Source organism: Emergencia sp. (assembly GCF_048465375.1).
GTDB lineage: Bacteria > Bacillota > Clostridia > Peptostreptococcales > Anaerovoracaceae > Senimuribacter.
Genome location: NZ_DBFWLQ010000023.1, coordinates 1 through 25,757, shown reverse-complemented (window position 1 = coordinate 25,757; position 25,757 = coordinate 1). Strand labels below are relative to the sequence as shown.

The window sequence follows — 25,757 nt, the reverse complement described above, 5'->3', positions numbered from 1 at the left end:
GCAGCCGTAGCCAAAGCGGATATCACCGCATTGGGCATCCCGGCGCAGGATACGGTCTATACTCTGCCAGCTGCGACGACGTCTACCCTTGGCGGCGTGAAAGTTGGCAGCGGCCTGGTCAGCGAAGCAGGTGTCGTTTCAGTAGGAGACATCGACGGCGGGACCTTTTAAGGAGGGAAGATGATGGCTAGAAAATTACAAATTAAGCGAGGTCTGAAAAAGGATATGCCGACGCTGGCCGAAGGGGAGCTGGGCTTTGCGAAAGACGAAAAAAAGGTCTATATCGGAACCGGCACAGAAAATGTACCGGTTACATTAAAACCGGAGTACGCCAAATTGACGATGCTGGCATCAAAATGGGATAAAACAACATCTAAATACAGCTTTGAGGCAGAATATCCAAGTGATAAGTACGATATCGAGGTCGGTCCGTCTGATGATGCAACGGCAGAGCAGATGCAGGCTTACGGAGCTGCGTTGATACCAATAAACAGCACTGCAAATGTTGCAGTTGCAAAAGGCGAGATACCCACCGTAGACATCCCGCTAGTGATAAAGGCGGTGAGAAAATGAGCTTAGTATCCAGAAGTCCAGGAGGGGAAGGAATAAAAAATATAGTATCGGCAGACGGTGCAATTCTGGCACCTGCGATTAAGGCCGGAAATGGCAATGTTACCATAGACGGCGGATTTGGAGTAGCTACACCACACGATGTAAAGAAAGGAGTGATCTTTTCGTCGGATAATGGATTACAACAAACGGGGGCATACGAATTTAAAGTTTCGAACGGATATGAAGTTAAAGGTTGTCACAGCGTGGATGATATAGAACCATATACGTTTGTTGAGGAATCTACATCTGCACTCGGCCACAATGGCACTTGCTATTGTGGCGGTGCATGGACACGAGGCAATGAATGCGTGGAAAGGTTGAGTGATACGCTTATGATTGCGGCCTACCCTGATTCAAATTTAAAGGGGTATGTCTCGGCAATATTTGATACTGAATCTGGCATAACAAGTTCAAATATTGGCCTTGGAATAGACGTGGGTTATGGCGTAGGTATAATTCCAGCAAGTGCAACAACGGCATATATAATATATGCCTATAATGACTTTTCTTTAAAAACAATCAAGGTAACCGTCAACGAAGCTGAGAGGACAGTCACCAAAGGAGATACAGTGACACTTTATACTGGTACATATGCAGAAATTCCGCGCATGTATAACACGATAAAGGCATACAAGGTTGATGGATATACAGATACTTATGCAGTGTTTATGATTGGATATGACGGTATTGGCGTACAGGTTATATTCGTTAAAGCGAATGAAGTAGGGATACAATTAGTCAGATCGACTTACACAATCAGTACAAGGTATTCCACATTTCAGGGAGGATATTGCAATGGGATTGATTATAAAGATGGAAAACTTGCAGTGTGTACAGGAAGGGGTTCGAGCGGCAGATACTATTTGGATTACTTTGTAGTTGACTGCACGCCTGATAATCTTAACGTAGCAACGCCGACAGAGATTTCTGGGATAAATGGTGAGTGCGATATAATGATAAGGGATGACGGGAAAATTGTTCTTATGGTTGGAGAGAGCACGGCACTGTTTTACCTTTTGACGTACAAAGACGGCGTAGTCACTCAGTCTAGCGGAATCAGTCCTTTTAGCGGTGACAAATTCTTAGGGAAAAATTGTTATAGCATGGCTCCATACGAAGATGGAAACAATATTGTTGTTGCGGCAAGTTTGCAGAAGAAAGGGGATACAGCCACAAAGTTTTACATTGCATTATTGTCACAATCATTATCGTTGGTCGGAATTGTATTGTACATTACAAACAATATTACTGGTGCAAAAATGTGTAAAACGAATGACGATAGGTATTACTTTTTTACGTATGGGTATTATAGCGGCTCTAGTTATTCAACCGCTATGTATAAGCTATCGTGGCTGAAAATCCCACTATATCAAAAGGCGGTTAATTCTATTTTAGGAATAAGCAAAACTAAAATTTCTAAAAAAGATGCGGGAACAACAATAGTACTTGAAAAATAAAAGGAAGGAAGAAAAATTATGGCTCATATCATAATTCTGAATGAAGACGAACGTCTTGTAGCAATTGGAACGTTAAAAACTTATTGGAGCAACGGTTATCCAGTAATTACAAAGAAAGACGGACAAGTATGTGCATATCCAACAGACGTGTTCACGATTTATGAAGTGGAAACGCTCCAACCGGAAATAGAGACTGAAAAATATTGCTATAATCCGAAAGCGGGATTTTACATACACCCGGAATGGGTTGAGCCCAACAATCCATATGGCATCCCGAACGAAGAATACGATAAAATTGAGCAACATATCGTTGATAGCATTACGAAAGGAGTAAGTACGAATGAATAAGCAGGAGCTGATAAACAGCATAAGAGGAATGACACCGACAGCCATAGACGATGTGGCGGCAAGGAGCGTAGAACTGTATCCAGATTGGGCAGCAGGCATAGAAATCACGCAAAAGATGATTGACGAAGGACGAAGCCGTTATGCGTGTGATGGCAAATTGTACAAATGCATTAAGCCGCACACCACGCAGGACAACTGGAGGCCCGGACAGGCGACAGCATCCCTGTGGATGGTAATAGACGTAACCCACACAGGCACGCTGGATGATCCGATTCCGTTCGCACTTAACATGGAGGTCTTTAAGGACAAGTATTACAACTGGGAGAGCAAGGTATATCTATGCACCAGGGACAGCGGCCAGGCGCTGCAAAATCCCCCAAGCGAGCTGATCGATATATATTTTAAGGAGGCGTAATATGGTTAAATTACTAAAAAATCCACGGGGGGGGGTACTCCCTAAATAGAAAAAGCCAATCATCCCGAGAGGGGGCGATGTTATGGCTTTAATCCCAAGAGGAGCTTACGGCGGGAAAAATAAGTTTCCCACAGGGATACATATTACGACGCCGCCGACTAAAACAACATATACAGCCGGGGAGGCGCTAAACACCTCAGGGATTGTCATCAAGGCCACCTGGTCGGACAACTCGGAAACGGAGATCACATCAGAGTGTACATTTACACCATCAGTCGGATCAGTTATTTACGAGGATACAAAACAGATACAGATAGCCTGGGAGTGGGAAAATACCATAGGGTATACCACAACCCAGGCTATTACCGTTAACAGGGCATTACAGTCCATCGCAGTCACCACCAAGCCGACAAAACTCTCTTACTACAAAAACGAGACCTTAAACCTTGCAGGCATGGCGGTAACCGCCACGTTTACATCCGGAGCAAAAGAGATAGTAACGGCAAGCTGCACCTCATCACCTGCAGCTGGGACGGCGTTACAGACACTTGGCAACAAGACCGTCACGGTTAGTTATGTGGAGCGCGGCGTTACCAAGACGGCCAGCTTTACAATATCCGTAAGCGTCAAGATCGTCACCTGGGCTGCTGGCACGGATGCCGAGATTGTGGACATGGTGGCCGCCCACGATGCCGGAGTGATCAACCTGCAGGATTACTGGGCGGTTGGACAGGAGCGTAAAGTTAATCTGTCTGCCATGGCGACTAACGGTGTCGTCGGAGAGGTTTATGGACCTCAGACTGTGACTATGGTACTCATGCATGCCGGCGGCAAAACACTCGCAAACGGCAAGACCTGTGCATATATCGTGGGACAGAAAAACGGTCTGGATAACTACGGATATATGAATCCGACGGACACCAACAGCGGAGGATGGAACGGATGTAAACGCCGGACATGGTGCAACGAGGTATACCGCAATGCGCTGCCCGAGTTAATACGGGGGATTTTTAAGCAGCACAAAAACGTAACGGCAAATGGCAGCGGCACATCCACAGTGGAGAGCCTGGACTATTTTGCACTACCTGCAGAAAAAGAGATTTTTGGCAGCACCAGCTATGCCAACAGTTCTGCAGAAGCGGGATTGTCGCAGTTTGAATATTATAAAACAAGTTCTAACCGTGTTAAAAAGAAAGGAGATGGTGGGTCGACGAACGCCTGGTGGGAGCGGTCGCCTTATTCGGGCGCCTCGTCTATTTTCTGTCTTGTCTATTCGGACGGCACCGCCAGCTTTACGTATGCCAGCGGCGCGTATCTGCTCGCCCCTTTCGGCTGTATATAAATCTGAAATCAATAAATCGGCGGCCTGTGTGCCGCCGCGGAAAGGAGAATATGCAGCGTGAGCGTGCCAGCGTGGAGACGATCGGTCTCCAATACAGATTATTTAAGATTGCTGTTTGAGTTAAATATCCGCATCGGAGAAATGGTGGCAAACAGCCCCAAAAAATATCGGGCAAACTACGGGGACATGTTGATCAAAAATGCACTGGAGGCATTAAAGCATGCACAGACGGCAAACAGCATCTATGTAAGCCCTGCGATGCCAGAAACAGATTACAATCTGCGACGGGGGCTTCTACAGAAAACCAGGGGAACTGCTGAGAATATCTCAACGGTTGGATATATTTTTTTGGAGCAGATCAGGAAACATGACCACGAAGAATCTCAAAAAATATATCGACGAGAAGAATACCTTGGGACGGTATGTGGAGAAATATCGAAAAAGATTGGCGCAGTCATGAAAAGCGACCGCGCGGTTTACAGAAAAAAATAAATATGTGGTTATGTCCTGCATGTGGGTCGACGAACAACTGGTGGGAGCGGTCGCCTAATTCGGGCAACTCGTCTAATTTCTGTCTTGTCAATTCGGACGGCACCGCCAACAATACGAATGCCAGCAACACGAATCTGCTCGCCCCTTTCGGATGTTTTCTTACTGGCCGGGGAAGTAGCAAAAGCGAAACCAATGCCTTTTAGATACAGGAGGGCATGACCACGCTCTATAAAAGAGTGAATTGATGCCGCGTCCGTCCTGCAGAGACAGGATCGCACGCAGCTCATGCTGTACGTGGCAATATGATAAAATACGAGGACATAATATCATTTGAGGCGCTGATAGATGCTGGAAAGGAATGCTGCGAAGGCGTCCTTTGGAAATCCAGCACGCAGACATTTTTAATCAACCAGGCGCGCTGGGCTGCAGATCTGCACAGACGGCTGCAGTCGGGCACATACAAAAGCCGGGGCTTTAACTATTTTACTATTACTGAGCGTGGCAAGACGCGCCACATCCAGTCGGTACACATATCAGAGCGGTGCGTCCAAAAATCGCTCTGCAAAAACGCTTTATGGCCGATCATCGGACCAAAGCTGATCTATGACAACTCGGCCAGCCAGGACGAGAAAGGCACTGGTTTTGCGCTTGACCGTCTGCGCGGGCACCTTTGGCAGCATTATCAAAAACACGGCCATGCCGGCGGGATACTACTGATGGATTACAGCAATTACTTTGGATCCATCGACCACAGGATGCTACTGCAGATGCTGCGGAATGTCATAGAGGATGACCGGATATATAACTTAACAAAGCATTTTATAGACTGTTTTTATGGAGACATCGGACTGGGTCTTGGCAGCGAGGTGTCGCAGGTATGCGCAATCTTTTATCCAAACCAGATCGACCATTATATCAAAGAGCAGCTACACATCAAAGGCTACGCCAGATACATGGACGACAGTTACATCATCCATCACGATCTGGACTATCTGCAATATTGCCTGGATGAGGTCAGAAGGATGTCGGCGGACATCGGGCTCAAACTAAATGACAAGCGCACGCAGATCGTCAAACTCGACAGCGGGCATTTTGAGTATCTCAAAAAACGGATGCACTTGACCGAGACTGGGAAGGTAGTGATGAGACTTACACGGGAAAATATATCTAGGAGACGGCAGCTGCTGAAAAAGCAGCGGAAGATGCTCGATGAGGGCAGGATAGACTTTGCAAGCATCCGCAAATCCTACCAGAGCTGGCGCGGATATGCAGCAAAATATGATACGTATCAGACGGTCCAAAACATGGACCGCCTTTTTAATGATTTGTTTATTAAGGACTTTTTGTCCGGAGAGGAGGAAACATGGATCCAGAAGTAGTAAAGGCATTAAAGTTGCAACAGGAGGCCCACAACCGGGCAATACAGGATCAGGACGAGTTTTACCAAAACCGTCTTGCAGAGATACAAGAGGTAACGGACAAGCTGGTACTTACGGCGATAGGAGACGCAGGAGGAGAAGCAAATGTATGACACACTTAAACGACTTTACGATACTGGCAGGGCGACCGCCGCCGGACTGCAGCGTGCGACAGCAAACGGCTGGATCACGCCAGAGGAATTTACGGAGATCACCGGCCAGGCGTACACGCCGCCCGAAGTTAACAAATATGGACTCACGCCAGAGCAGGATGCGGCTTACCAACAGGAGGTCGTAGACGACATCGTGAGAGCAAGCAAGGAGGGAATATGACGATTGAGTTATCTTTATTAATTACAGGTGTCTCCGTGGCGGCGGCGGTATATTTTGCAATCAAGGGCAGCAACCGGGCAGAAAAGGCGGACATCAAAAATGAGACGGCAAGTCTCACGACCGTGATCGTAAAACTGGAAACCATCGGCACAGGCGTCACGGAGATCAAGACGGAGTTAGCTAAAGTAAAAAACGACATGCAGGAGGATCATGACCGCCTGGTTAAGGTGGAGGAGAGCCTCGGCACCTTATGGCGCAGACATGACGAACTGCACGGGATGAGAGGAGAAGAAAAATGAAGACGAAAAAATGGTTGAAGGCAGCAGCTGTAAGAGCTGTTAAGACAATCGCACAGACGGCAGTAGCCACAATCGGCACTGCAGTGGCACTTGGAGATGTCAACTGGCAGATGGTGGCATCTGCCGCGGTGCTTGCGGGCGTGTTGTCCCTGCTCACATCAGTGGCAGGTCTGCCGGAAGTTGACCAGGAGGTAGAGTAATGGGACTGGACGTTATCAACATGCTCACCAAATACAACCATGATGTGACATCGGGTCGTAAGATCAAGTGGATCGTGATTCATTGGGTCGGAGCTGCATCTACGGCCGTTAATAACGGTACATATTTTCAGGGCGGGGACAGAGGTGCCTCTGCCCACTATTTTGTTGACGATAACAAAATAGTAAAATCGGTCAGGGAGAGGGATATCGCCTGGGCGGTCGGTTCAAGGGGATACCTGGATCAAGGCAGCCCTTATGCAAAGTATGGGCATAAATACTTTGGCAAGTGTACCAACAGTAACAGCGTCAGCATCGAGATGTGCTGCAAGAAAGGAAGTAACGGTCTGTACATATCTAAAGCCACACTGGAACGTACCGCCAGACTGGTGCAGGCAATCCAAAAAAGACTTGGCATAGACAATGATCACGTAATCCGTCACTTTGATGTCAATGGCAAGCTCTGCCCGCTGCCGTATGTGCAGGATTCAAAATGGGATGATGTCCACGCGATCCTTACGGGACAAAAATTTACCATTAAGACAAAAGGCCGACTGATTGTGCGCAAGACATCCTCTTTGCTGTCTAAAAAAACAAAGGTGTTAAAAAAAGGAGCGGAATACCAAATCATCCGCACCAACGCCAAAGATACCCGTGGCAAGTTAAAAGAGGGTGGGTGGATTACCATTACAAGTAAATACGCGGAGAGAATATAAGCAAAACCCCAGGCTGTTGCCTGGGGTTTTTTTGGCGGATTAAGTTGACTATAAAGTAGTCTTGTGTTAAAGATGTGTTGTCATATAGAAACGGATACTACTTTAATGCGAGTATCATGTACATATAAAAAGTCGAACACTATTGGAAAGATGTTAAAAAATGTAATTAAAAGCTTGTCCACACATGATAGCACTTCGTATTTGTTAAAATATTATTATTCACCCGTCCGCCGCTTGGTAATTTGTATATTCACCTCCTACATATTTTGCCTTAAACTTGATCAAACGTAAGTAATTTGAACAGAACATTTAAATAAGGCGTATTTCCGATAGCTTTATCATAAATCTGACATGTATAAAACTGGGTATGCTTGGGGGGAGGTAAAGATATTTATCCTCGCCCCCAAGAATTAAGTAACTATGCGAGGGCTGCAGTAAGTAATATCGCTGCAGATGTAACACATAAATTTAAGAACGCAGTAGCCACAAGCGTCTTCCAATCAACATCACCCTTGCCTTTTTGCATTTTTACTTGAATGCGTTTGAGCAAAAACATCGGATGGTTTTGGTGTTGCTTTTTCCTAAAGCGTGTCCCAGGTTTACCCATGACAAAAATCTCCTTTCTTCTTTATCATTAGTAATAAAAACGGTCTATATTTGTAATATACTGCTAAAAGATGTAAATGTCAATTAATTTTATTAATAATTAGTGTATTTATATTCGTGCATAATAAAAGTCAGATAAACATTGGAATTTCAACGAAAAATGTGGACAATCCTATAAAGAATGACCATAAATGTTGAATAAAAAAGGGTTACGCACAAAAGCATACAGCACTTATCATCTAGGATTAACAAAGGAGATGTAATTAATTAAATATAACCGATATCATTGATGGGGTTACACCTACGGCCCGCCGATGGCTGTATCGCCGATCAATCAAGTCCGCAGAGTGCTGGACTATGGCGTTTCAGAAATCCCGAGGGAAAAGATTTTGATGGGAATGCCTAATTATGGCTACGACTGGACGCTGCCATTTGTGCAAGGTGAATCGAGGGCCGAGAAAATTTCCAGTGAAGAGGCTTTCCGCCGTGCGGCACAGTATGGGGCGACCATAGAATACGATCAGGTAGCGCAGGCTCCGCACTATACCTACGTTGATGAGCAGGGAAGGGAGCATGTGGTTTGGTTTGAAGACGAGCGCAGTATTCGGGCAAAGCTGGCTTTAGTAGAAGAATACGATCTGGCGGGAGTTGCTTATTGGAATATCATGGATTATTTTCCCGCAAACGCACAGATACTCAACGAAATGTATACAGTGCGGAAATTATAAACGAAGAGTAAAAGCAAAGGCCATGTAGTGATACATCGGCTTTTGTCTTATTTTATCAACTCTATAGAAATAAGACAAGGAGCAGAGGTTTTCTGCTCCTGTTTCAGTAAACTTCAAAGTAATAATCAAAATCAAACTCTTCCGGTTCACGAAAGGCATTATTGATCAAAACAGAGAAGTCAAATCTATCCATGTTGATGTTATGCTGAATCTGCTGGCGCTTGGAGAGCGGCTCGATTTTGTCGATATCGCAGCCTGCACAGTAGAAAGCCAGCTCGTACTTCAGATTGTTGAGGCGAAATTCTATCATCTTGGGAGTCACATGGTATTTACCGGCCAGCATTGCAATGCTGGCTTTTTCGGCCTTTTCTTTGCCCAGCTCCGTCTCCTTGCGGTGATAGTATTCCACGAAGTCCGGGATGATCACCTGAAAAGGCATGATCAGCTCGGCGGCTCCTTCGTTGGCCTCCCACTCGAAGAAGGGATTCTGATTGGGCCGCACTTTTTCGTAGCAGGAAAAGGATTGGGAACGATTTGTCCGATGTCTGAGAAGATGAATATATTCGTGGGCGCAGTCAAAATTTTGCTCATGCTTGCTGCGATGAGCATTCAAAATAATGGTATCCTGCGTCTCCTTCGTTTCCGGATATGCCATCCCCCGCAGGCCAGGCGTCTTAAAGGGAATCTCAGTAACCAAAACGTTAAGACGCTCTCTGCAGATTTCGGGTATAGAAAACCCACGAACCGTAGAATCGATGTGGAGGCACTCTCTTAAGTCGCCTATATATCGATATAGCTTCGCTTTTGTCCCTTTGTTCTCCATCTTATTTCTTACGCGCTCCTTTTAACACTTCTAGTACCCGCATGATATCATCAGGGTCAATTCCCTCGTCTTGTGCCTGCTTGGCAAAGCTGAGGTAAACGCCGTCCAGTTTTGGTGTTTCTGGCTGCGGTTCTGCCATCTCAATGGGGGTGTCGGGATCCAGTTTTCCCAGCAAATCATTTACCGATAGTCCCATAGCGCTGGCTGCCTTTTTACAGGTTTCCAGAGTGGGCGTGATGGGTTTCCCGTTCTGCGGATGCCGATTCTTCTCCAGCATCGAGATGTAACCCTTGCTGAGGCCGGATTTTTTTGCAAAGTCATCCATGGTCATGTCGTTACTTTTCCTATAGCCCTTGATGTATTCACCCAGTGTCATTGATTCTATCTCCTTTATTGGTGATGTTTACTTTATCATACAATATTATGGGTGAAAAGTCAATGCAAAAGTTTAATGAAGTAAACAAATGCTCTTGACAAAGGTGGTTTAATATAGTAAACTAAGTGTAAGACAAAGGGGAGGAGACGACAAAATGAAATACAAGATAAAGGAAATCAGGCGAGACAAAGAGATGACATTGGGGGAATTGGCCGAAAAGGCGAAGATTGCGCCTTCGCTGCTATCGGCGCTGGAAAATGGCAAGCTGAAATTCGTCACAACAGAGACATTGCTCAATGTGGCAAATGCGCTGGAGACCAGCGTAGACGATTTATTTTGCCTATGAAGTTTACTATAGTATACAAAGAGGTGATAAGTATGTATTGGTGTAAAGAGTGCAAAAGATCATTGGTGGATCCTCTGATAGCGACAGAGTATGAAATTCACAGAGAAGTGGACGACAGGCAGTATGAGAAATTCGAAATTCCATATTGTCCGGCCTGCGGTCACGAGGTATTTGAAGCAAAAAAATGCAGCTGTGGTAAATGGACAAACTGCCTGGACGATTGGTGCGATGACTGCTTGAGAATCAGAGATAAAGCTGTCATTCACTGCATTGCACAGATCAGGCTGAATACCAAGTTAAAGCTGTCCAGCGAAGATACGAGAGATTTGATTCTGAATTACTTTGGAGAAGTCATTTAGCCGGAGGTGATTTGATGAAGAAACCAGAGTCACCTTGTGCAAAATGCACGGAAAGAATGTTGAGATGCCACGGACACTGCGAAAGATACATGGCATTTCAGCGGCAAAACAGAGAATATAACCAACTGGTGGCAGCCAACACTGGTCAGGAAAACAGGGTGAAATACAGCAAAAGCAGACTGAACAGAATGTACAAATAGAGGAGGGCGATATCATGGGAAAGGCAAAAGAACCGTATTGGTCATATGTAAAAACGATTATTAAAGAATATCCGGATTTAAAAAAACAGGTAGCAATACCTTTAGAACAAAGGGTGACATCTTTCATCGGACTGGATGGCGGCAAAAGCGGTCAGATATCAGATCCCACCCAGGCTTGCGTCATCCACGATCTGCCGCCTAGAGAACAACGTAAATTAGAGGCTATCGAAGGGGCAATCCAGAAGACAAAAATGCAGCATCCGGCGGATGCGGAGCTGAGATTAAAGGTCATCAACCTGGTTTACTGGAAAAAGTCCCATACTATAGAAGGCGCTGCCATGAAAGTGCCCTGTCACAGAAACGTTGCCGGCAGCTGGCAGGGAGAGTTTATCAGATTGGTAGCAGACGAGCTTGATCTAGTGTAGCGATAGAAAGCTATGGAATCGAATGCAGATATCGATTCCATAGCTTTTTTCAAAAAAGGAAATATAGAATCAGCCATGTGCATCAGACCCCCAAAAACGTGCTAAAATGTGTATAGTGGAAAAATGAAGGAAGGAGGATGGAATGCTAGAACAAGTGATATGTGAACATTTGCAGAGCAATGAAGCTCTAGCCGCCAAACTTGCCATTTATGACGGAAAGCCGGCGGTCTTTGACTACAGAGAACCGGCGGCGGATGATCCTGGTTGGCAGGATGGAGCGCGGTATGGCCGTATTGTATTTTCCCTGCAGATCAGAGACGATCCGACACGGAGCAGATGCGGAAATCTGGCGGTAGACGTTCTCAGTGAGAGCAATACACAGTTGTATAAAGACATGGAACCCATTGTGAGAAATAACCTCGATGGGTATTTTTTTGTCTCCGATGACAAAATCATCTCTCTTAAATGGATACACAGAAGTCCGGGCAGAGAATCAATGGCAGCCGTCTGTGAGGGTGTGACGATGTATTTTCAGGTTTACTGTTATCCGATGAAAAGGCCCTTTGCAGTCAATCCTGCATCTCTGCTTGCCAGTTGGTGCAAAAGTTACGTTGAGAGCACGGGGCAATCAGCCTATTTTCTCGCCGCCGGTGAAACCCTTCCGTCGGTGTTTAAACCGACAGCAGAAAAGCCGGCGTTTTATTGGCGGCTTATAAAGCTTGAACCCTGCGGCTGGATGAAGGATAGGCCGGGAGCAGACTTTCGCACAACAAGCCTGCAGGGGCACGTCATTGTGCCAGGTCAAAGCGAGGAAGAAGCTGAACTGGTGCTGCGGCTGGAGCAGGCAATTGAAAAGTCGGAACGAATCATCTGTGACGATTTGTCCATGTTTGTGAGCAAAGACGACAGCGCTGATTTGACGGCAGATTCTATGAGGCAGGGCCAGTTGACAATCAAAGCGGCTTATGGAATTGCTGCGGATAGAACGGCAAGCGATAAACTACAAAATGTTTCTATCGAAATGAAATAAACAGGAGGAAATGATGACCACAAAAAAAGAGAAGAAAGGGCAGGCGGTGTCAGTCTATACTGTCAGCCAGCTTGCGGCAGCGTCAGACAAATTGTTTGGCACTAGCAAAATCATTGTCAGAGCGGCTCTCAAAACATCTGAAAAGAAAACCTTTACAGAAGATGAGGCTGTAAAAATAGTAAATGCTTTTAGAAAAAAGGAGGTAAAGTAAATGGCACAAATTTTTAAAGAGGGAGAAATGAAGGTAAGACCTGACGTCTATTACCGCTACTCCAACAAAGGAAAGAACGACAATGTGGGCGCAGTAGATGGAATCAACGCCCTGGTCATGCAGGCAGCCTGGGGTCCAATCGGCGAAGTAAAAGCTTTTGTCAAAGCAGCCGATGTCAAAGAGGCTTACGGAGACTGCGACGGAACAAAGATGGCGGAAGCCATGTTTGAAGAAGGTGCAAGCACTATTTATATCTATAGGACAGGCGGCACCGGCGGGGCGAAAGCCAGACTCACTCAAGATGAAAATGTGGTGATGACTGCCAAGTACGAAGGGGATTTCCCAATCAAAGTGAAGGTGCAGAAAATGCCGGGGGACGAGGTCAAGCAGTGCTTTGTGCTTATCGACGACGTAGTGAAGGAGACCTTTGTTTTTGACGCAGTTGGCGACGGAGAAGCATCTGCCTTAGCTGACGCATTGCAGGGCAGCGCTTATATTACCATGGAGGGCGGAAAAACCGGCGCAGTAGCGGAGTTTGAACAAGTCTTAACTGGCGGCAGCGATCCGGCTGTCACAGGAGACGGATATGTGGAAGGCTTCTACGCGCTGGAGCCGTACTATTACAATGTCATCTGTTGTGACACTGTAGCCGAGGGAGTACAGAATCTGCTCCACGAATATATCGACGAGGCTGTCAAAGTGGGAAAATTCCCAATTGGCGTTGTCGGGGCAGACACGACCGCGGCTTTCAACGAGAGAAAAACCAAGTCTGCCGGTTTCAATGATGAACAGATCGCCTTTATTGGAAACGCTTATGCGGATCCAGACGGAAATTCCGTACCGTCAGTCATGGCGGTCGCTCGTCTGGCAGGTGCTATCGCGGCGACACCGTCTAACAAGAGCATCGTACATAGAGCCATCAAAGGAGCCGTTGATGTACCAGAGAAATTTACAAATGCGCAGTATGAAGAGGCAATCCTGGCAGGTATGATTTTGTTCTCTAAGAGTTCTGACGGACAGATTTGGTTTGACTCTGGCGTGACAACATTGGCAGCACCAGATGAAAACCAGGATGCAGGCTGGAAGAAATTGAAGAGAACCAAGGTGAGAAATGAACTGATGCACAGACTGGACGTCATCATGGAGAGACTGGTCGGCAAGGTCAACTGCGACGACAACGGCATTGCAGATGTTCTGCAGGCCGGTATGGGGCTGCTGAAGGACATGGCCAGAGAGAAGAAAATTCTGGATGGAGCGACTTTTACATTGGATGCGGAAAATCCTAAGACCAGTGACAGCGCTTGGTTTGTCGTAGAGGCGGACGATATCGACAGCCTGGAAAAAATATATCTGCACTATAGATTCAGCAACATGCCGACGGCATAATGAGACGGGAGGAAAGAAAATATGTTAGATCAAAAAACATTAGTAAAAAACATTATGACAGGAAAGGATGGAAAGCTGCTCATCGTCATTGATAACAAATCAGAAGAGCTGCTGGAAATCGACACCTATTCTATCAAAGGCAATTACACCAATCTGGACTATCAGCCGGTAGGTTCCTACCAGAAATTTGGAGTGCCTTCTGATGTGTCCTACACATTGACATTTACAGAGGCCGTCGTCAGAGACGACGTCATCATGGCACCCCTGCTGGAAGCAGCGGCAGCTGGAAAAAACATCAGTTTCAGCTTTAGAGCGACAGCGCAAAGACCTGACGGCACATCGCAGACCCTTGCCCTGGACGACTGCATTCCAGACGGCGAGTTTGACCTGATGACCCTGACTCCAGGAGAAGTGATCAAGAGAAATCACTCCTACAGAGTCAACTCTGCGCCGACCTGGCTGGACAAATTGGCGGGATTTTAAGGATATGACAATGTGAGAGAGGGGAGCAATCCCCTCTCTCCTTTCTATAACAGATAAAAAGGAGAGAAAAAATGGAAAACAATACAAATGAAGTAACGAGAGCAGAATTTATCACCCCGGTGAATGAACCGAACATGCCGGCAAAGGTGGCGGCAAAGATTGAAAAAGAGGACGAGTATGACCTGGTATCCTCTTTGCTGGCGGCGGCAGAATACCAGCAGACGCCTGACATGACGAAAGAAGTGGAGATCCGCAGAAACGGCCGACTCTATTTTACCGTTCACGTACACCCGGTTTCAGAGGACGATATTTCCCTCGCCCGGAAAAAGGCGTCAAAGTATTACGAGAACCCCCAGGGCAAGAAGCTGCCGCGGGTCAGAGGGGAACTGGATTCCAATCTGTTCAATTCCTGGATCATCTACCTTGCCACGGCGGAAGAAGATCGCGAGAAAATCTGGGGTAACAGTGCCATCATGAAAAAATTCAACCTGCTAAAGCCGGTGGAATCCATCAACTATCTTCTGATTGCAGGAGAAAAATCCCAGCTGATCGATCTAATCTTTGATATCAGCAAACTCAGCGATGAAGAAGATGATGAGGAAGCGGAGGCAGAGGACTACGCAAAAAACTAATCAGGATAAGCAGTGTGGCCCAGTGGCTGCATTTCGCTTATCAGAATCATAACAAGGAGCCAGGTGTGCTTCTGGGACTGAGAACAGGAAGTGACCCAGTCACACCTGGTGAAAGAACTTTCATGATGGCCTCTGATCTGCTGGCCATAGAAGACGGGTTTGTTCCTGTCAAAGTGAGTCACTTTGCTGGGAAGGAAGAAGAATAAGCCAGTTTCAGCTTGTCAGCCAGGGCAGATGCGGATATAATTGTGGTATAGTGAAGTTTGGAGGTATGGAGATGGAGAAGATGAGAACCGCGGAAGAAATGCTGGCATTTATAAAGGAGAAAGACACGGGAAGCGGTCTTGGAAAAGGGAAGTGTTTGGAATATTTGAGATTGATTGAGGGTGACCTGAGGGATGATGAATACGCATTAGCTGCCTTCGTGGCAACCCACACTTCCCGTTACCTTGAAAGCGAAGGTGATTTTGTCGGTGCTGTGACCAACCAAAGGATTATTATGGCAAAACAGGAGCAAGAAGCTGTCTTTAAAAGAATACCGCTGGTAGAGTATAAGAATATGACAGTAAGCTGGGGAAAAACTTTTGCCAGCATGATTATTGATACATCAAAGGCACAGGTTTTCATGGAAAATACCGTACCGCGGGTTGCAGCAATTCAGAAACTCTTTGAAGAAGCATTAGGCGGTTTGAATGGTGCTGGTGTTGATTGTGAACTGACAAGATTTCTTTTGCCGGAGAGTACATCGAAACTTAGGACTGCGACAGAGATGCTGGATTTTTGTGAAAAAAATATTATCGCCGCGGGGATGAAGAGAGATAAGACTTTGGAATATTTCAGCATCATCGAAGGGTGCCTGGAGAATGAGGAGTATGTAGTGTTTGCCTTCATGGCAAAGCAGCATACGCTGAAGGAGAAGGATTTTGCTGTTGCAATATCGAATCGACGAATTCTGCTGAGTCGGCAAGAAGTCATGTATGGACGAATTCTTCGGTATGCATCTTTTGACGAATTAGAAAAGATAGGAGTGCTACCTCTAAATAATACAATCCGGATTAAAATTTTATCAACAAAAATGGAATTCGATATGGAGGGGACTGTCACTGCAGGTAGGTTTATAAAAGAGGTGTTCGCAAAAATATTGGTAGAGTCTGCGCCAGAAGAGGAGATAAAGGCAGAGGCGGGAGAAAACAAGTCTGGCGAGGGGAATATAATGGAACTTAAAGTGAAGATGAAAACCGCAGAAGAGATGAGATACTATTGTGAAAAATATAATACGATGAATGTTTCTAGAAGAAGGCTTTATGGACATTTGCGACTAATTGAGGCTTGTATGGAAGATAATGAATACGCTTTGTTTTGTTTCGCAGGATATTATGAAGAAACAAACGTTGATAGCCTAGTTTCGTTTTACGTTCCAAAAACAGAAAAATATAACGAATGGGTTTGTGCTTTTACAGATAAAAGAATTATCATGGGTCAAACGTGGCGCCCCAGCAGACTAAAATTAATTCCTTACGAAAAACTCTACGATATTAATATCTGCTTATTTGAAAACGAGATGCTTATTATTATTAGTACGGACAATGAGGAAATAACAGTAATGATGCAGTCTTCTCAGGCAAGGCATATAAAAAAGGAATTGGGGCAGATTTTACAAAGAGTTAAGACACAAAAAGAAGAGATGAAAAAACAGATGCAAAGTTTTAGCAGTGCGAATGAAATTCGAAAATTTAAAGCATTATGTGATGATGGAATTATTACGGAAGAGGAGTTTCAGAAAAAGAAAACGGAATTGTTAGATATAAGTCGTACATCTACAGAAGACGTTTTAAATTAATATATTAAACGATATCCAAGGTTATATTGCGGTACTCCCTATTAGGGAGTACTTTTTATTTAAACTTACGATATAAGAAAATCGGCATCTTGCCAATGGGTGATATAGTCTGATTGTTTCGCAAATCTAATAAAAAATGTTACCTGTTGACTTGGAATTTACTTCTGTGGGACTACAAATTATGAGAAAGGAGGAGCGAAGTATGAGTGATAAAATAGTAATAGATATTAATTCTAAAGGCGTAAAAACTGCACGAAGAGACTTAGAACGATTTCAAAGCAGTTTGGTAGGTACTAATCGAAAGATAAACGATTTAAATAAATCTGAAGTATTGCTAAGTATTGCAGCAGAAAACAATAAGTTTTTACAAGTGCTTGATAAAACAAATATGCACCTTAAAGAATTTCAGAATGCCCAAATATTAGCCTTCTATGCAATTAAAAGCAGTATAGATGGGATGATTAACAGCATGTCCTTAAGACTTGAATCGTTACTGGGGCGGACCTATAAGATACCTATCAGGCTTGAAGGCAATTCAGCTCTAAAACAAGTAAATGTCTTGGAGAACAGATTAAACAATCTGTCTGGAAATATAGTGCATAACACGGAGGAAAAAAAGAATCAGCCAAAAACTGTAATTGGAGTTGAAAAAAATAAAAAAACGCAAGAAGATCAAAGTACTGTTAGAAGAAAAACACTTAAGGATAAGGTGGAAGATGTTAAGGATTATCTTCACCAAAAAAAGGAAGACTTTAAAGTGGATCCAATAGGAACTGGGTTTTCTACTGCAATGGAAGTACTCGATTACATAGGAAGATTTCAAACTATAAAGGAGGGGGTAAAAGGGTTAAAAAATCTAAAAAAATCTAAAAAGAGCAGCAGTAAATTACCACCTCATATATCTGATGAAGGTGCTGGAAACAACACAAAACCTGAAAAATCTTTTCTAAAGAAAGACGGTCGTATACGACAAGGCGCAAGAAAAGCTACAGATTTTATCAAGGGTAAAGCCCCTGTAGCTAAGGAAGCGATCAAAAGCTATGGGAGCAGAGCTAAATCAGCGATATCTTCTGGCGGAGCAAGAACTGCCAGGGCATTAAAAAATGTGGGCAGCAATGCTAAATATCTAGTTACAAATAACGCTGGAAAAGTTGCCCGAGGCGGGGCTGCATTAGGGAGAAGAGGCTTGACGGCTGGCACACAATTGGTTACCAAACTAGGCGCTGTAGGTACAGCAGGAGCGGCGGTGACGGTTATGGGTGTGGCTGACGGGGGAATGGATGTCTATAAGGGTCTCAAAGCTGATAATAAATATGATAAAAAATATGAAACTACAAAAGGCGTTGCAAAGATGAGTGGCACTTTGGCGGGGGCGGCAGCTGGATCAATGATTCTTCCGGGAATAGGTACGATTGTTGGCGGTATTGGAGGATATTTACTAGGCAAATTTGGCGGCGAAAAGGCAGCCGAAAAAGTGGCAGGCGGCTCTGAAGGTGCTGCAAAATACGCAGATAAATCAGAGAATGCCGCAATTAAAGTAGCAAAAGACAGCACACCACAGTTTGAAAAACTGCAACAGCAATTAGCTGGGATACAAGGAAAAGAGGAGCGCAGTGAACTGATTTCATCTTTTACGCAGGAAATGAGTGATACGACGAAGGCTCTGACTGCATTGGCCGAAAAAAACGAGAAGGCCAATAAAGAGACACCTGAGGAGGTTCAAGACTATTTAACAAAAATAAACCACTTGGAACTAATGGCGGCGGGATTAGATCTGCCTGAACAGTTTAGGAAAACTAAAATGCAGGCTAATACTGACCAGAAATCTAATTCTGTGATACAAAAACAAGACCCAATACCGACAGAATTACAAATTGATGGAAATAAAGTAATCAATGGACAATCACCAATTACACCAGAGGAGTTGGGTGTTCCGCCATTTCTCGCTACTACCACGGATGTGTATTGTAAGATAAACCGGATTATTGGTGAACCGCCAGTAAATACAAAAAGTTCGACCACTAAGGGTAACAGAACAAAGGGGACTGGCAAAACAATTGCAGCTGGAATGAATGCTGTCAGCAAGGTTATCCAAGGTGCCTTCAATATGCTGAAAGGCTTTCGCAGCGGCGGCATCGTCGGTGGAAACGTTCCTGGTTTTGCCGAAGGTGGATACGTCCAAGGAGGAGCCCAGTTAATTACTGTCGCCGAGGAAGGCACGCCGGAGGCGATTATTCCGCTGGGCAAACATCGCAGGAAACGAGCCATGGAATTGTTCGGCCAGGTAGGAAGCTACTTGCAGGCTCCGGGCTTCGTTCCGAAGGGTTTTGCTGCTGGCGGCATTGTCGGCGGTTCCATCGGCGGCGGTTTTGGCGGCGGCATGCCGACTGTCGTAGAAGTCGGCGGCGTGGAGATCAAAGTCGAAGCGAAGGACGGCCAGAATTTGGTGGAAACCATCAGAGAAAACAAAGAAGCAATCAGTGAAGAAATTGCAGGGGTATTTAATGCGGCCTTTAAGGGGCAGTTTGCAAATACACCGGCGTCAGGAGGTGCCAGCGCATGAGAATCATAGCAAAGGAATTTAATAACCCATCCAATAGGCTGGAATTTTCCTGGCTGCCGACAGAAATCAAGGACAACGGGGGCAACGTCATGTTTGCCAGCTACAACCTATTGGACCGCGGAGAATTTGTCAGACCTTCTGGCAACGACTTGCGTAAGATTTCCTGGGAAGGACGATTCCCAGGCGAGGCCAGGAAAGAAGAACCCTATCTGGCCGGTGATTGGGAAGTGCCCGAAGACTGCGATGATCTGTTGCGGCAGTGGGCGAGCAAACGCAAAAAAGTAAAACTGACCATTGAAAATACCAACATTAACGAGTTTACATGCTATATCAACAACTACTCGTCTACCTATACAGGCGGATTTGGCGATATAGAGTATTCTATTGAGTGGATCGCCTATAAATCCTTGAGCGTCAATGTCACGAAAAGACCTAAAACAGTCAAGAAGCAGACAAAGCGAGCAAAGAAAGACTATAAGACCCATGTCGTCGTAAGTGGAGATAACCTCTGGGATCTTGCAGTAAAATATCTGGGCAAAGGCAGTCGTTGGCGGGAAATATACGCAAAAAATGATAAAATCATTGAAAAGGTGGCAAGGGCTCATGGCTTCAAATCCTCTGGCAACGGACACTGGATCTGGCCGAAGACGGTATTGAAGCTGCCGAAAAAATAAGGGAGGAAAGGATATGCTATATTATAGACCGATGTATTCCGTCGTCGTTATCCCTCCCAAGGGCAAGAAATACGTGGTGAAAGCCATGAGCAGCAGCAGAGGGGAAGCGACCAATCTGGTTACCAGCCTGACGCTGACGGAATCGAAAGGACAGCTCGCTCAGAGAGCGACAATCAAAATGTTCAATCGCTATATAGACGGACTCGGTTATCCCAGCAATCTATTCCCTGTGAAAAGCCGCGTCTTTATTTATGCAAAGGGCGCAGGCGTGGACAAAGGGAAAGAAGTCTTTCGCGGCTATGTCTGGGAGACCAATTACACCCGTTCAGATTCCAGCGAACTGACTTTGACTTGCTACGATAACCTGATCTACTTCATGAATTCAGAGGCGCTGCACTATTTCTCCAAGGGTAAGAAGACGAAGGAGATCGTGTCTACGATTCTGAAGAAAAGAGGGGTCAAGTTAAAGTATAACTACAGTAACATCACCCATCCGAAACTGCCGTTGTCGGGAACTTTGGCGGACATCCTCACGTCAAAGGTTTTGGACGAAGCAAAGAAAAAGATGGGCACGAAGTATGTAATCAAAAGCGTCAAGGACGTGGTGCACATAGACAGGGAGGGCAGCAACCAGACCATTTATCGAATTCCGAGGGGCGAAAATGGACTGCTGATTCAATATGCCAGATCAGTCACCATGGACGGCATGGTGACTAACGTGGTCGTAACCGGAAAAACAGATGAAGACGGCAAGACAAAAGTTGAAACGCGAGTCCCCCGCAATAAGAAGACCTATGGAACTTTGACCAGAATCATTCATAAAGACGAGGATACCAAACTGTCGGAGATTAGGAAAGAGGCTAAATACATACTTGATGAGAACTCTCTGCCTCATAAGGAATACGATATCACCGCCATGGACATTCCGTGGGTCAGAAAAGGTGACAAAGTTCTAGTACAATTTGACGAGAAAACCTTACACGGCTGCATCGTCAATGAGATTACCCACAACGGTGACAACAACACCATGAATATGAACGTACGCAGACTGAAAAAGCTGAAGAAGGCTTCTGACAAGAAGCTGACCTGTCCATCTAAAACACTTCGCAGCGGCAGTCAGGGCAGCGCTGTCAAGGACCTGCAGAAATGCCTGAATCAGGTGATGTCTTCCGGTCTGACTGTCGATGGCATCTTTGGCAGCAATACATACAAGGCTGTAAAGAGTTTTCAGAAGAAATATAAGCTGGTCGTTGACGGCATATTCGGACCAAAGTCTATAGCAAAGATGAAAAGTGCGTTAAAATAAAAAGCCATGTGCATCTGACCCCCAAAAGTGTGGTAATATAAGTATAGTGAAAAACTATAAAACGAGTGAGTGAGGAAAAATGAGTTTAAACGGACAGAACAGAGCCGACATCAAAATCGGCGCCAAAGTAAAGATCGTCTTGAAAGCCGACCAGCGCACAGGAAAGCTGACAGAAGGGGTCGTAGGAAAACTGCTGACCAAAAGCAGTTTTCATCCCCATGGCATCAAGGTGATGCTGGAAGACGGCCAGGTCGGCCGTGTACAGGAAATTATAGAATAAAAAGCAGCAGAGAAAACACCTGAATTGCAGGTGTTTTTTCTTTTGCAGAAAAGGAGGTTCGGCAGAAATGTCAAGCAACATAGAAAAATTAGGCGAGACCCTGCAGGGTCGCATGCATACGGTGAAAAAAAGTAGCAGCAGCGCTTTGATGGAGCTGGGAACCATTTCTTCGTCATTGGCTCTGGAGCCGGATCAGTCGCCAGGGCCAATACCAGAAGGGGAGTATTCCATATGCAGGACTGTATCAAACAAGGTAATGAAAAAGAAGAAAGTTGTCACTGGCAGCGTGTATATGGAGGACATCCGCTATCAAAAATTAAAGGCGGGCGACAGGGTGCTGATCGTTTGGTGCGGCAGCGAACCTGTCGTCATCGACGTAATCGCAGGGGAAGGAGATGATGAGGATGAGTGATGAAAATTTGTTTCCTGCTGATATGGAAGAGATGACGATGGAAGAGGAAGAAATGGAGGAACTGGAGGAACAGGATGATTACATCGGTGCGGCAGCCTTTGACCGCGATTTTGTCAGAGACGGGCAGAACAGCGTTCGTGGGGCCAGCGGCATCGACTCCTGGAAACAGTGGTGCATCAACTGCCTCACGACAGAAAGAGAGGCAAGCTCGCTTTACTCTTCCGATTTTGGTATTGCCATCACCGAAATACTACAGGCGACGACGAGGGAAGAAGCGGAAAGTCTCTTTAAGGCTGAGGCAAAAGAAGCTCTGGAAGCGGATCCCTACGAGCGTACAGACTATGTGAGCGAAATCAGTTTTGACTGGGGCACGGACAGCGTCAATGTGTATATAGAGGTCGTTGGCATCGATGGAGCGACGATCGATTTTGAAGTGAATTTAGAAGGCAGGTGATAGAAATGGCTGAAGAATTTAATATTCCGGATTTCTTAGACAGGGATTTTGCGGATATCATGGATGAAATGACGGCCGACATGCCGGAAGATATCGATATGAGTGAAGGAAACCATCCTTATAATCTCATAGCGCCGACTGCAAGGCAGGAGGAATACTTTAGCGGCTTTATTTTAGCAGAAGCGCTCAAACGGGTCTTTCCAAAGTTCTGCGAAGGTTATCCAGAGTACGTGGACTACCATGCAGAGGTCAATGGCCTGCAGCGAAAAGTGGCAACCTTTGCCACGGGGAAGTTGGCAGTTACGGGTAAACCCGAGACGGTGATACCGGCAGATACAGCTTTTTCCACAGTGAGCACCGGGGACATTCCATCGGTTGCCTTTGTCTCAATAGAAGAGACAGAAATCGGAGGCAGCGGCAGTGCGGAGGTTTTGATCAGAGCGGCAGAAGCGGGAACGTCTGGCAATGTGGCAGAAAATACGATTATATTACAGGACAGCCCGCTGGACGGTCTGGAAAGCTTGACAAATCCCCAGGCGACATCAGGGGGAATCGACGAGGAATCCGATGCCAGCCTCATCGAGAGGATTGCAGAATATGAAGAGATGCAGGGGCTTTCCTTTGTTGGAAATGACACGGACTATAAACGATGGGCAGAAGAGGTGAACGGGACGGGCGTTGCGACCGTAGTGCCGCCGGCGGAAGACGACGACAGCGGGACCATAACCATCGTCTTGACGGATACTTTGGGTAAGCCGGCGACGGAGGAGCTCTGCCGGCAGGTTTACGACTACATCGTAAGCCCCAATGACAGAGACAAACGAAAGGCGCCGGTCAATGGAGCGAAGCTCTCCGTGATTCCGCCAGTCGTCGTCAACATTTCGGTAACTGCGGAAATTGAACTCACCGAGGAGGCTACTTTGGAGACGGTGAAGACGGAATTTTTGAAAAATGCAGCGGCATATATGGCAGTGGTACCAGAGGATAAAGAAGTAAAGTACACCAAGATCGGTGCGATTCTCTCTGCAACCAATGGTGTGCAGGATTATACGGCTGCGTCTTTGCAGGTTAACGGCGGAACGGAGAACATTGCCATTGCGGTCAATGAATTCCCGCAGATTCTTGCGGATAACGTCATGTTTACAGAAAGTGTATAGGTGGTCAAATGGGATACTATACAAGTGAGTTAATAGAAGAGATCCTCAGAAGTGAAAAGGCAAAGGAAATTCTCGGCTGGTTTCCGCCAGTATACAGCGACGCCTATGTTTTCCTGTGGCTGCTGCAGGAGGTTGGCGCCAGTATAGAGCGTATGGAGCAGTGGGCGGAGGAATTTGCCGACCAGGTTATGCCGCAAAGGGCCACCTGGAGCCTGCCCTATTGGGAGGAACGTTATGGAATCATTCCCAACGAAAACCTTTCCAAGGAACAGCGGCGGAACCAGATCGTCAATAAGCGCAGAACCCGTGCGCCGATGCCGCCAAAGAAGATTGAGGACATTATTACAAACATAACAGGAATTGAAACAAAGATAGAGGAGAACACTGGCAAAAATCACTTTACTGTGGTTTGCAGCGGCTATATTCCGCCAGGTCTGATGAAGATGGTGAGGAAAGAACTGAACAAATTGAAGCCGTCCCATTTGATCTACAGGATTATCTCGTCGATTTTTTATGATACGGAAATCACGAAATATCTGACCAGTGCAGCTAGTGTTCTGAAAACTTATACAGTGAAGGAGGTGGTTTAATGGCTACATGGGTAAATTTCTGCAGGACAGAGCAAGGAAGGGTTTTGGATGCCAAACTGGTCAACGGCAGCATTCCGCTTAGGTTCACAAAGGCCATGTCGGGCAGTGAGAAAATCAACCCTGTGCTTTTGCCGACCTTAACGGAATTGCCGGGACCAAAACAGACGCTGACGTTGTCGGATAAGCTGTACACCGACGATCCGACAGAGGTGATTCTGCCAGTCATGCTGCAGAACAAAGGGCTGGCGGAGTCTTACAAAATGTACATCCTGGGACTCTATGCGGAGGATCCCGATTTGGGAGAAATCCTCTACATGGTGTGTCAGACGACGACGGAAGAAGGAGAAGAAATTCCCAGCGAAACGAATCAGCCGGCTTTTTCCATTCAGTGGAACCATGTCATTAAGACGGCGGATGCATCAAAAGTCACGATAGAAGTGCCGGAGGCGGGATTACTGACAGAGCATATTGCGGATCAGAAGTATGCGCTGAAGGACCATCGCCATGACGTGTACGACATAGAGGGGGTTGAGAATCTGAATATCGATCTGGGGTATTTTGACGATGAAACTCAGCTGCAGTCACACAATACTTCGGAATATGCGCATCAGAATATGGTCTTGAATGGCAACGAAATTGAGACACTTGCTTCTGGCGAGACCTCTGATTTGCAGACACATATGACAGATCCATTGGCACATTCAAATTTAAAGGTTGATGGCAATGGCTAAATAAAAAAGGAGGAATAACGAAATGGCAAAAATTCAAATTAAGCGCGGCCTTCAGAGCAACGTGGAAAAACTGCTGCTCTCCCAGGGAGAACTGGCAGTGGCTCTGGACACCGGCAATCTTTATGTCGGAACCGAATCGGGTAAAGTTCACCTGAACCCGGACGGCGGAACGGCAGACGAGGCTTCAAAGCTGAAAAATGCGAGGGAGTTCTCGATCTCAGGTGATGGTAGTGCCCAGCCAGTGACATTTGATGGTACTGGAAACGTGGAACTGATCTTATCCCTGGCAACGATGCCGGGACTGACGGCAGGAACCTATACGAAACTGACCGTGGACGGCAAAGGTCGTGTAACGGGCGCCTCTAACATTGAGATCGCTGATTTACCGTCTATCCCAGCATCCAAGATCACAGGACTAGGGACGGCGGCAAGTCAGAATACGGGAAAAGCCAGCGGCAACGTCGTCGTCGTGGAATCAAACGGCAAGATTGCAGATTCCCTGATTCCATCCCTGGC

38 protein-coding genes are annotated in these 25,757 nt (G+C 45.9%); 35 read left to right on the top strand and 3 right to left on the bottom strand.

Annotated elements, in window-relative coordinates; all coding sequences use genetic code 11:
* The first annotated feature begins 30 nt into the window (after positions 1-30).
* The 13 genes from ACMQ5W_RS15145 to ACMQ5W_RS15085 all read left to right on the top strand — a co-directional run bounded on the left by ACMQ5W_RS15145 (position 31) and on the right by ACMQ5W_RS15085 (position 7,629).
* Entirely contained in the window at positions 31-171 is a 141-nt protein-coding gene (locus ACMQ5W_RS15145; RefSeq protein WP_419025867.1) for a head fiber protein, read from the top strand.
* A 9-nt stretch (positions 172-180) separates the two neighbouring features.
* Positions 181-573, top strand: coding sequence for a hypothetical protein (locus ACMQ5W_RS15140; RefSeq protein ID WP_419025902.1), 393 nt, complete (start codon positions 181-183; stop codon positions 571-573).
* Positions 570-2,069 (top strand): hypothetical protein, encoded by a 1,500-nt coding sequence (locus tag ACMQ5W_RS15135; RefSeq protein WP_419025901.1) that lies wholly within the window; start codon positions 570-572, stop codon positions 2,067-2,069. The genes ACMQ5W_RS15140 and ACMQ5W_RS15135 overlap by 4 nt, the downstream gene beginning before the upstream one ends.
* A gap of 18 nt (positions 2,070-2,087) precedes the next feature.
* Positions 2,088-2,417: a hypothetical protein gene (locus ACMQ5W_RS15130; RefSeq protein WP_419025900.1), complete on the top strand. Its 330-nt coding sequence runs from the start codon at positions 2,088-2,090 to the stop codon at positions 2,415-2,417.
* Positions 2,410-2,832, top strand: coding sequence for a hypothetical protein (locus ACMQ5W_RS15125; RefSeq protein WP_419025899.1), 423 nt, complete (start codon positions 2,410-2,412; stop codon positions 2,830-2,832). The genes ACMQ5W_RS15130 and ACMQ5W_RS15125 overlap by 8 nt, the downstream gene beginning before the upstream one ends.
* A gap of 82 nt (positions 2,833-2,914) precedes the next feature.
* Positions 2,915-4,174, top strand: coding sequence for a DUF6273 domain-containing protein (locus ACMQ5W_RS15120; protein ID WP_419025898.1), 1,260 nt, complete (start codon positions 2,915-2,917; stop codon positions 4,172-4,174).
* Positions 4,175-4,231: 57 nt separating this feature from the next.
* Positions 4,232-4,666, top strand: coding sequence for a hypothetical protein (locus ACMQ5W_RS15115; RefSeq protein ID WP_419025897.1), 435 nt, complete (start codon positions 4,232-4,234; stop codon positions 4,664-4,666).
* Positions 4,667-4,968: 302 nt separating this feature from the next.
* Positions 4,969-6,045 (top strand): RNA-directed DNA polymerase, encoded by a 1,077-nt coding sequence (locus ACMQ5W_RS15110; protein WP_419025896.1) that lies wholly within the window; start codon positions 4,969-4,971, stop codon positions 6,043-6,045.
* Complete coding sequence (locus ACMQ5W_RS15105; protein ID WP_419025895.1) at positions 6,030-6,197, top strand: hypothetical protein; 168 nt, start codon at positions 6,030-6,032, stop codon at positions 6,195-6,197. The genes ACMQ5W_RS15110 and ACMQ5W_RS15105 overlap by 16 nt, the downstream gene beginning before the upstream one ends.
* Entirely contained in the window at positions 6,190-6,417 is a 228-nt protein-coding gene (locus ACMQ5W_RS15100) for an XkdX family protein (protein WP_419025894.1), read from the top strand. Before ACMQ5W_RS15105 ends, ACMQ5W_RS15100 begins: the two co-directional genes overlap by 8 nt.
* Positions 6,414-6,716, top strand: coding sequence for a hypothetical protein (locus ACMQ5W_RS15095; RefSeq protein ID WP_419025893.1), 303 nt, complete (start codon positions 6,414-6,416; stop codon positions 6,714-6,716). The genes ACMQ5W_RS15100 and ACMQ5W_RS15095 overlap by 4 nt, the downstream gene beginning before the upstream one ends.
* Positions 6,713-6,916, top strand: coding sequence for a holin (locus ACMQ5W_RS15090; RefSeq protein WP_419025892.1), 204 nt, complete (start codon positions 6,713-6,715; stop codon positions 6,914-6,916). Before ACMQ5W_RS15095 ends, ACMQ5W_RS15090 begins: the two co-directional genes overlap by 4 nt.
* Positions 6,916-7,629: an N-acetylmuramoyl-L-alanine amidase family protein gene (locus ACMQ5W_RS15085; protein WP_419025891.1), complete on the top strand. Its 714-nt coding sequence runs from the start codon at positions 6,916-6,918 to the stop codon at positions 7,627-7,629. The genes ACMQ5W_RS15090 and ACMQ5W_RS15085 overlap by 1 nt, the downstream gene beginning before the upstream one ends.
* Positions 7,630-8,047: 418 nt before the next feature.
* On the opposite strand, the gene ACMQ5W_RS15080 is transcribed toward ACMQ5W_RS15085, so the two are convergent.
* The gene (locus ACMQ5W_RS15080) at positions 8,048-8,236 is read right to left on the bottom strand and encodes a hypothetical protein (RefSeq protein WP_419025890.1); all 189 of its coding nucleotides are present in this window, start codon (positions 8,234-8,236) and stop codon (positions 8,048-8,050) included.
* 313 nt (positions 8,237-8,549) lie between these two features.
* On the opposite strand from ACMQ5W_RS15080, the gene ACMQ5W_RS15075 reads away from it, so the two are divergent.
* Positions 8,550-8,963 carry a glycosyl hydrolase family 18 protein gene (locus tag ACMQ5W_RS15075; protein WP_419025889.1) on the top strand — a complete coding sequence of 138 codons (414 nt, stop codon included), beginning with the start codon at positions 8,550-8,552 and terminating at the stop codon, positions 8,961-8,963.
* 103 nt (positions 8,964-9,066) lie between these two features.
* Here ACMQ5W_RS15075 and ACMQ5W_RS15070 read toward each other — a convergent pair whose 3' ends face one another.
* Both ACMQ5W_RS15070 and ACMQ5W_RS15065 read right to left on the bottom strand, forming a co-directional pair.
* Positions 9,067-9,786 carry an ImmA/IrrE family metallo-endopeptidase gene (locus ACMQ5W_RS15070; protein ID WP_419025888.1) on the bottom strand — a complete coding sequence of 240 codons (720 nt, stop codon included), beginning with the start codon at positions 9,784-9,786 and terminating at the stop codon, positions 9,067-9,069.
* Between the two features lies 1 nt (position 9,787).
* Positions 9,788-10,162: a helix-turn-helix domain-containing protein gene (locus ACMQ5W_RS15065; RefSeq protein WP_067534365.1), complete on the bottom strand. Its 375-nt coding sequence runs from the start codon at positions 10,160-10,162 to the stop codon at positions 9,788-9,790.
* A gap of 154 nt (positions 10,163-10,316) precedes the next feature.
* Between ACMQ5W_RS15065 and ACMQ5W_RS15060 the strand changes: the two genes are divergently transcribed.
* From ACMQ5W_RS15060 to ACMQ5W_RS14960, 21 genes are all read left to right on the top strand, one after another.
* Positions 10,317-10,508 (top strand): helix-turn-helix domain-containing protein, encoded by a 192-nt coding sequence (locus tag ACMQ5W_RS15060; protein ID WP_419025887.1) that lies wholly within the window; start codon positions 10,317-10,319, stop codon positions 10,506-10,508.
* Positions 10,509-10,540: 32 nt separating this feature from the next.
* Positions 10,541-10,867 (top strand): hypothetical protein, encoded by a 327-nt coding sequence (locus ACMQ5W_RS15055; protein ID WP_419025886.1) that lies wholly within the window; start codon positions 10,541-10,543, stop codon positions 10,865-10,867.
* Between the two features lie 14 nt (positions 10,868-10,881).
* Positions 10,882-11,067, top strand: coding sequence for a hypothetical protein (locus tag ACMQ5W_RS15050; RefSeq protein WP_419025885.1), 186 nt, complete (start codon positions 10,882-10,884; stop codon positions 11,065-11,067).
* A 14-nt stretch (positions 11,068-11,081) separates the two neighbouring features.
* Positions 11,082-11,492 (top strand): hypothetical protein, encoded by a 411-nt coding sequence (locus ACMQ5W_RS15045; protein ID WP_419025884.1) that lies wholly within the window; start codon positions 11,082-11,084, stop codon positions 11,490-11,492.
* A 142-nt stretch (positions 11,493-11,634) separates the two neighbouring features.
* On the top strand, positions 11,635-12,522 hold the full coding sequence (locus tag ACMQ5W_RS15040) for a hypothetical protein (protein WP_419025883.1): 888 nt from the start codon (positions 11,635-11,637) through the stop codon (positions 12,520-12,522).
* A 10-nt stretch (positions 12,523-12,532) separates the two neighbouring features.
* On the top strand, positions 12,533-12,733 hold the full coding sequence (locus ACMQ5W_RS15035; protein ID WP_419025882.1) for a hypothetical protein: 201 nt from the start codon (positions 12,533-12,535) through the stop codon (positions 12,731-12,733).
* Entirely contained in the window at positions 12,734-14,119 is a 1,386-nt protein-coding gene (locus tag ACMQ5W_RS15030) for a phage tail sheath subtilisin-like domain-containing protein (protein ID WP_419025881.1), read from the top strand. It begins immediately after the preceding gene.
* A 21-nt stretch (positions 14,120-14,140) separates the two neighbouring features.
* Positions 14,141-14,602 carry a hypothetical protein gene (locus ACMQ5W_RS15025; RefSeq protein WP_419025880.1) on the top strand — a complete coding sequence of 154 codons (462 nt, stop codon included), beginning with the start codon at positions 14,141-14,143 and terminating at the stop codon, positions 14,600-14,602.
* A 71-nt stretch (positions 14,603-14,673) separates the two neighbouring features.
* Complete coding sequence (locus ACMQ5W_RS15020; protein WP_419025879.1) at positions 14,674-15,234, top strand: phage tail assembly chaperone; 561 nt, start codon at positions 14,674-14,676, stop codon at positions 15,232-15,234.
* A 14-nt stretch (positions 15,235-15,248) separates the two neighbouring features.
* On the top strand, positions 15,249-15,440 hold the full coding sequence (locus ACMQ5W_RS15015) for a hypothetical protein (RefSeq protein WP_419025878.1): 192 nt from the start codon (positions 15,249-15,251) through the stop codon (positions 15,438-15,440).
* 71 nt (positions 15,441-15,511) lie between these two features.
* Positions 15,512-17,074, top strand: a complete 1,563-nt coding sequence (locus ACMQ5W_RS15010) for an SHOCT domain-containing protein (protein ID WP_419025877.1) — start codon at positions 15,512-15,514, stop codon at positions 17,072-17,074.
* A gap of 202 nt (positions 17,075-17,276) precedes the next feature.
* The gene (locus ACMQ5W_RS15005; RefSeq protein WP_419025876.1) at positions 17,277-19,637 is read left to right on the top strand and encodes a hypothetical protein; all 2,361 of its coding nucleotides are present in this window, start codon (positions 17,277-17,279) and stop codon (positions 19,635-19,637) included.
* Positions 19,634-20,311, top strand: a complete 678-nt coding sequence (locus ACMQ5W_RS15000) for a LysM peptidoglycan-binding domain-containing protein (protein ID WP_419025875.1) — start codon at positions 19,634-19,636, stop codon at positions 20,309-20,311. The genes ACMQ5W_RS15005 and ACMQ5W_RS15000 overlap by 4 nt, the downstream gene beginning before the upstream one ends.
* 13 nt (positions 20,312-20,324) lie before the next feature.
* On the top strand, positions 20,325-21,617 hold the full coding sequence (locus ACMQ5W_RS14995; RefSeq protein WP_419025874.1) for a peptidoglycan-binding domain-containing protein: 1,293 nt from the start codon (positions 20,325-20,327) through the stop codon (positions 21,615-21,617).
* Between the two features lie 79 nt (positions 21,618-21,696).
* The gene (locus tag ACMQ5W_RS14990) at positions 21,697-21,897 is read left to right on the top strand and encodes a YwbE family protein (protein ID WP_148490738.1); all 201 of its coding nucleotides are present in this window, start codon (positions 21,697-21,699) and stop codon (positions 21,895-21,897) included.
* Between the two features lie 67 nt (positions 21,898-21,964).
* Positions 21,965-22,309, top strand: a complete 345-nt coding sequence (locus tag ACMQ5W_RS14985; RefSeq protein ID WP_419025873.1) for a hypothetical protein — start codon at positions 21,965-21,967, stop codon at positions 22,307-22,309.
* Complete coding sequence (locus ACMQ5W_RS14980; protein ID WP_419025872.1) at positions 22,302-22,763, top strand: DUF2634 domain-containing protein; 462 nt, start codon at positions 22,302-22,304, stop codon at positions 22,761-22,763. The genes ACMQ5W_RS14985 and ACMQ5W_RS14980 overlap by 8 nt, the downstream gene beginning before the upstream one ends.
* Positions 22,764-22,768: 5 nt before the next feature.
* Positions 22,769-23,920 (top strand): baseplate J/gp47 family protein, encoded by a 1,152-nt coding sequence (locus tag ACMQ5W_RS14975; RefSeq protein ID WP_419025871.1) that lies wholly within the window; start codon positions 22,769-22,771, stop codon positions 23,918-23,920.
* Positions 23,921-23,928: 8 nt separating this feature from the next.
* On the top strand, positions 23,929-24,510 hold the full coding sequence (locus tag ACMQ5W_RS14970) for a putative phage tail protein (protein ID WP_419025870.1): 582 nt from the start codon (positions 23,929-23,931) through the stop codon (positions 24,508-24,510).
* Positions 24,510-25,241, top strand: coding sequence for a hypothetical protein (locus ACMQ5W_RS14965; protein ID WP_419025869.1), 732 nt, complete (start codon positions 24,510-24,512; stop codon positions 25,239-25,241). The genes ACMQ5W_RS14970 and ACMQ5W_RS14965 overlap by 1 nt, the downstream gene beginning before the upstream one ends.
* 22 nt (positions 25,242-25,263) lie before the next feature.
* On the top strand, positions 25,264-25,757 hold a 494-nt coding region (locus ACMQ5W_RS14960), incomplete at its 3' end, for a hypothetical protein (RefSeq protein WP_419025868.1).

Excerpts from the sequence above, each read along its gene's own strand:
- ACMQ5W_RS15140 (WP_419025902.1), top strand. The coding sequence starts at position 181 with ATGATGGCTAGAAAATTACAAATTAAGCGAGGTCTGAAAAAGGATATG.
- ACMQ5W_RS15135 (WP_419025901.1), top strand. The coding sequence starts at position 570 with ATGAGCTTAGTATCCAGAAGTCCAGGAGGGGAAGGAATAAAAAATATA.
- ACMQ5W_RS15130 (WP_419025900.1), top strand. The coding sequence starts at position 2,088 with ATGGCTCATATCATAATTCTGAATGAAGACGAACGTCTTGTAGCAATT.
- ACMQ5W_RS15125 (WP_419025899.1), top strand. The coding sequence starts at position 2,410 with ATGAATAAGCAGGAGCTGATAAACAGCATAAGAGGAATGACACCGACA.
- ACMQ5W_RS15120 (WP_419025898.1), top strand. The coding sequence starts at position 2,915 with ATGGCTTTAATCCCAAGAGGAGCTTACGGCGGGAAAAATAAGTTTCCC.
- ACMQ5W_RS15110 (WP_419025896.1), top strand. The coding sequence starts at position 4,969 with ATGATAAAATACGAGGACATAATATCATTTGAGGCGCTGATAGATGCT.
- ACMQ5W_RS15105 (WP_419025895.1), top strand. The coding sequence starts at position 6,030 with ATGGATCCAGAAGTAGTAAAGGCATTAAAGTTGCAACAGGAGGCCCAC.
- ACMQ5W_RS15100 (WP_419025894.1), top strand. The coding sequence starts at position 6,190 with ATGTATGACACACTTAAACGACTTTACGATACTGGCAGGGCGACCGCC.
- ACMQ5W_RS15095 (WP_419025893.1), top strand. The coding sequence starts at position 6,414 with ATGACGATTGAGTTATCTTTATTAATTACAGGTGTCTCCGTGGCGGCG.
- ACMQ5W_RS15090 (WP_419025892.1), top strand. The coding sequence starts at position 6,713 with ATGAAGACGAAAAAATGGTTGAAGGCAGCAGCTGTAAGAGCTGTTAAG.
- ACMQ5W_RS15085 (WP_419025891.1), top strand. The coding sequence starts at position 6,916 with ATGGGACTGGACGTTATCAACATGCTCACCAAATACAACCATGATGTG.
- ACMQ5W_RS15080 (WP_419025890.1), bottom strand. The coding sequence starts at position 8,236 with ATGGGTAAACCTGGGACACGCTTTAGGAAAAAGCAACACCAAAACCAT.
- ACMQ5W_RS15075 (WP_419025889.1), top strand. The coding sequence starts at position 8,550 with ATGGCTGTATCGCCGATCAATCAAGTCCGCAGAGTGCTGGACTATGGC.
- ACMQ5W_RS15070 (WP_419025888.1), bottom strand. The coding sequence starts at position 9,786 with ATGGAGAACAAAGGGACAAAAGCGAAGCTATATCGATATATAGGCGAC.
- ACMQ5W_RS15065 (WP_067534365.1), bottom strand. The coding sequence starts at position 10,162 with ATGACACTGGGTGAATACATCAAGGGCTATAGGAAAAGTAACGACATG.
- ACMQ5W_RS15060 (WP_419025887.1), top strand. The coding sequence starts at position 10,317 with ATGAAATACAAGATAAAGGAAATCAGGCGAGACAAAGAGATGACATTG.
- ACMQ5W_RS15055 (WP_419025886.1), top strand. The coding sequence starts at position 10,541 with ATGTATTGGTGTAAAGAGTGCAAAAGATCATTGGTGGATCCTCTGATA.
- ACMQ5W_RS15050 (WP_419025885.1), top strand. The coding sequence starts at position 10,882 with ATGAAGAAACCAGAGTCACCTTGTGCAAAATGCACGGAAAGAATGTTG.
- ACMQ5W_RS15045 (WP_419025884.1), top strand. The coding sequence starts at position 11,082 with ATGGGAAAGGCAAAAGAACCGTATTGGTCATATGTAAAAACGATTATT.
- ACMQ5W_RS15040 (WP_419025883.1), top strand. The coding sequence starts at position 11,635 with ATGCTAGAACAAGTGATATGTGAACATTTGCAGAGCAATGAAGCTCTA.
- ACMQ5W_RS15035 (WP_419025882.1), top strand. The coding sequence starts at position 12,533 with ATGATGACCACAAAAAAAGAGAAGAAAGGGCAGGCGGTGTCAGTCTAT.
- ACMQ5W_RS15030 (WP_419025881.1), top strand. The coding sequence starts at position 12,734 with ATGGCACAAATTTTTAAAGAGGGAGAAATGAAGGTAAGACCTGACGTC.
- ACMQ5W_RS15025 (WP_419025880.1), top strand. The coding sequence starts at position 14,141 with ATGTTAGATCAAAAAACATTAGTAAAAAACATTATGACAGGAAAGGAT.
- ACMQ5W_RS15020 (WP_419025879.1), top strand. The coding sequence starts at position 14,674 with ATGGAAAACAATACAAATGAAGTAACGAGAGCAGAATTTATCACCCCG.
- ACMQ5W_RS15010 (WP_419025877.1), top strand. The coding sequence starts at position 15,512 with ATGGAGAAGATGAGAACCGCGGAAGAAATGCTGGCATTTATAAAGGAG.
- ACMQ5W_RS15005 (WP_419025876.1), top strand. The coding sequence starts at position 17,277 with ATGAGTGATAAAATAGTAATAGATATTAATTCTAAAGGCGTAAAAACT.
- ACMQ5W_RS15000 (WP_419025875.1), top strand. The coding sequence starts at position 19,634 with ATGAGAATCATAGCAAAGGAATTTAATAACCCATCCAATAGGCTGGAA.
- ACMQ5W_RS14995 (WP_419025874.1), top strand. The coding sequence starts at position 20,325 with ATGCTATATTATAGACCGATGTATTCCGTCGTCGTTATCCCTCCCAAG.
- ACMQ5W_RS14990 (WP_148490738.1), top strand. The coding sequence starts at position 21,697 with ATGAGTTTAAACGGACAGAACAGAGCCGACATCAAAATCGGCGCCAAA.
- ACMQ5W_RS14985 (WP_419025873.1), top strand. The coding sequence starts at position 21,965 with ATGTCAAGCAACATAGAAAAATTAGGCGAGACCCTGCAGGGTCGCATG.
- ACMQ5W_RS14980 (WP_419025872.1), top strand. The coding sequence starts at position 22,302 with ATGAGTGATGAAAATTTGTTTCCTGCTGATATGGAAGAGATGACGATG.
- ACMQ5W_RS14975 (WP_419025871.1), top strand. The coding sequence starts at position 22,769 with ATGGCTGAAGAATTTAATATTCCGGATTTCTTAGACAGGGATTTTGCG.
- ACMQ5W_RS14970 (WP_419025870.1), top strand. The coding sequence starts at position 23,929 with ATGGGATACTATACAAGTGAGTTAATAGAAGAGATCCTCAGAAGTGAA.
- ACMQ5W_RS14965 (WP_419025869.1), top strand. The coding sequence starts at position 24,510 with ATGGCTACATGGGTAAATTTCTGCAGGACAGAGCAAGGAAGGGTTTTG.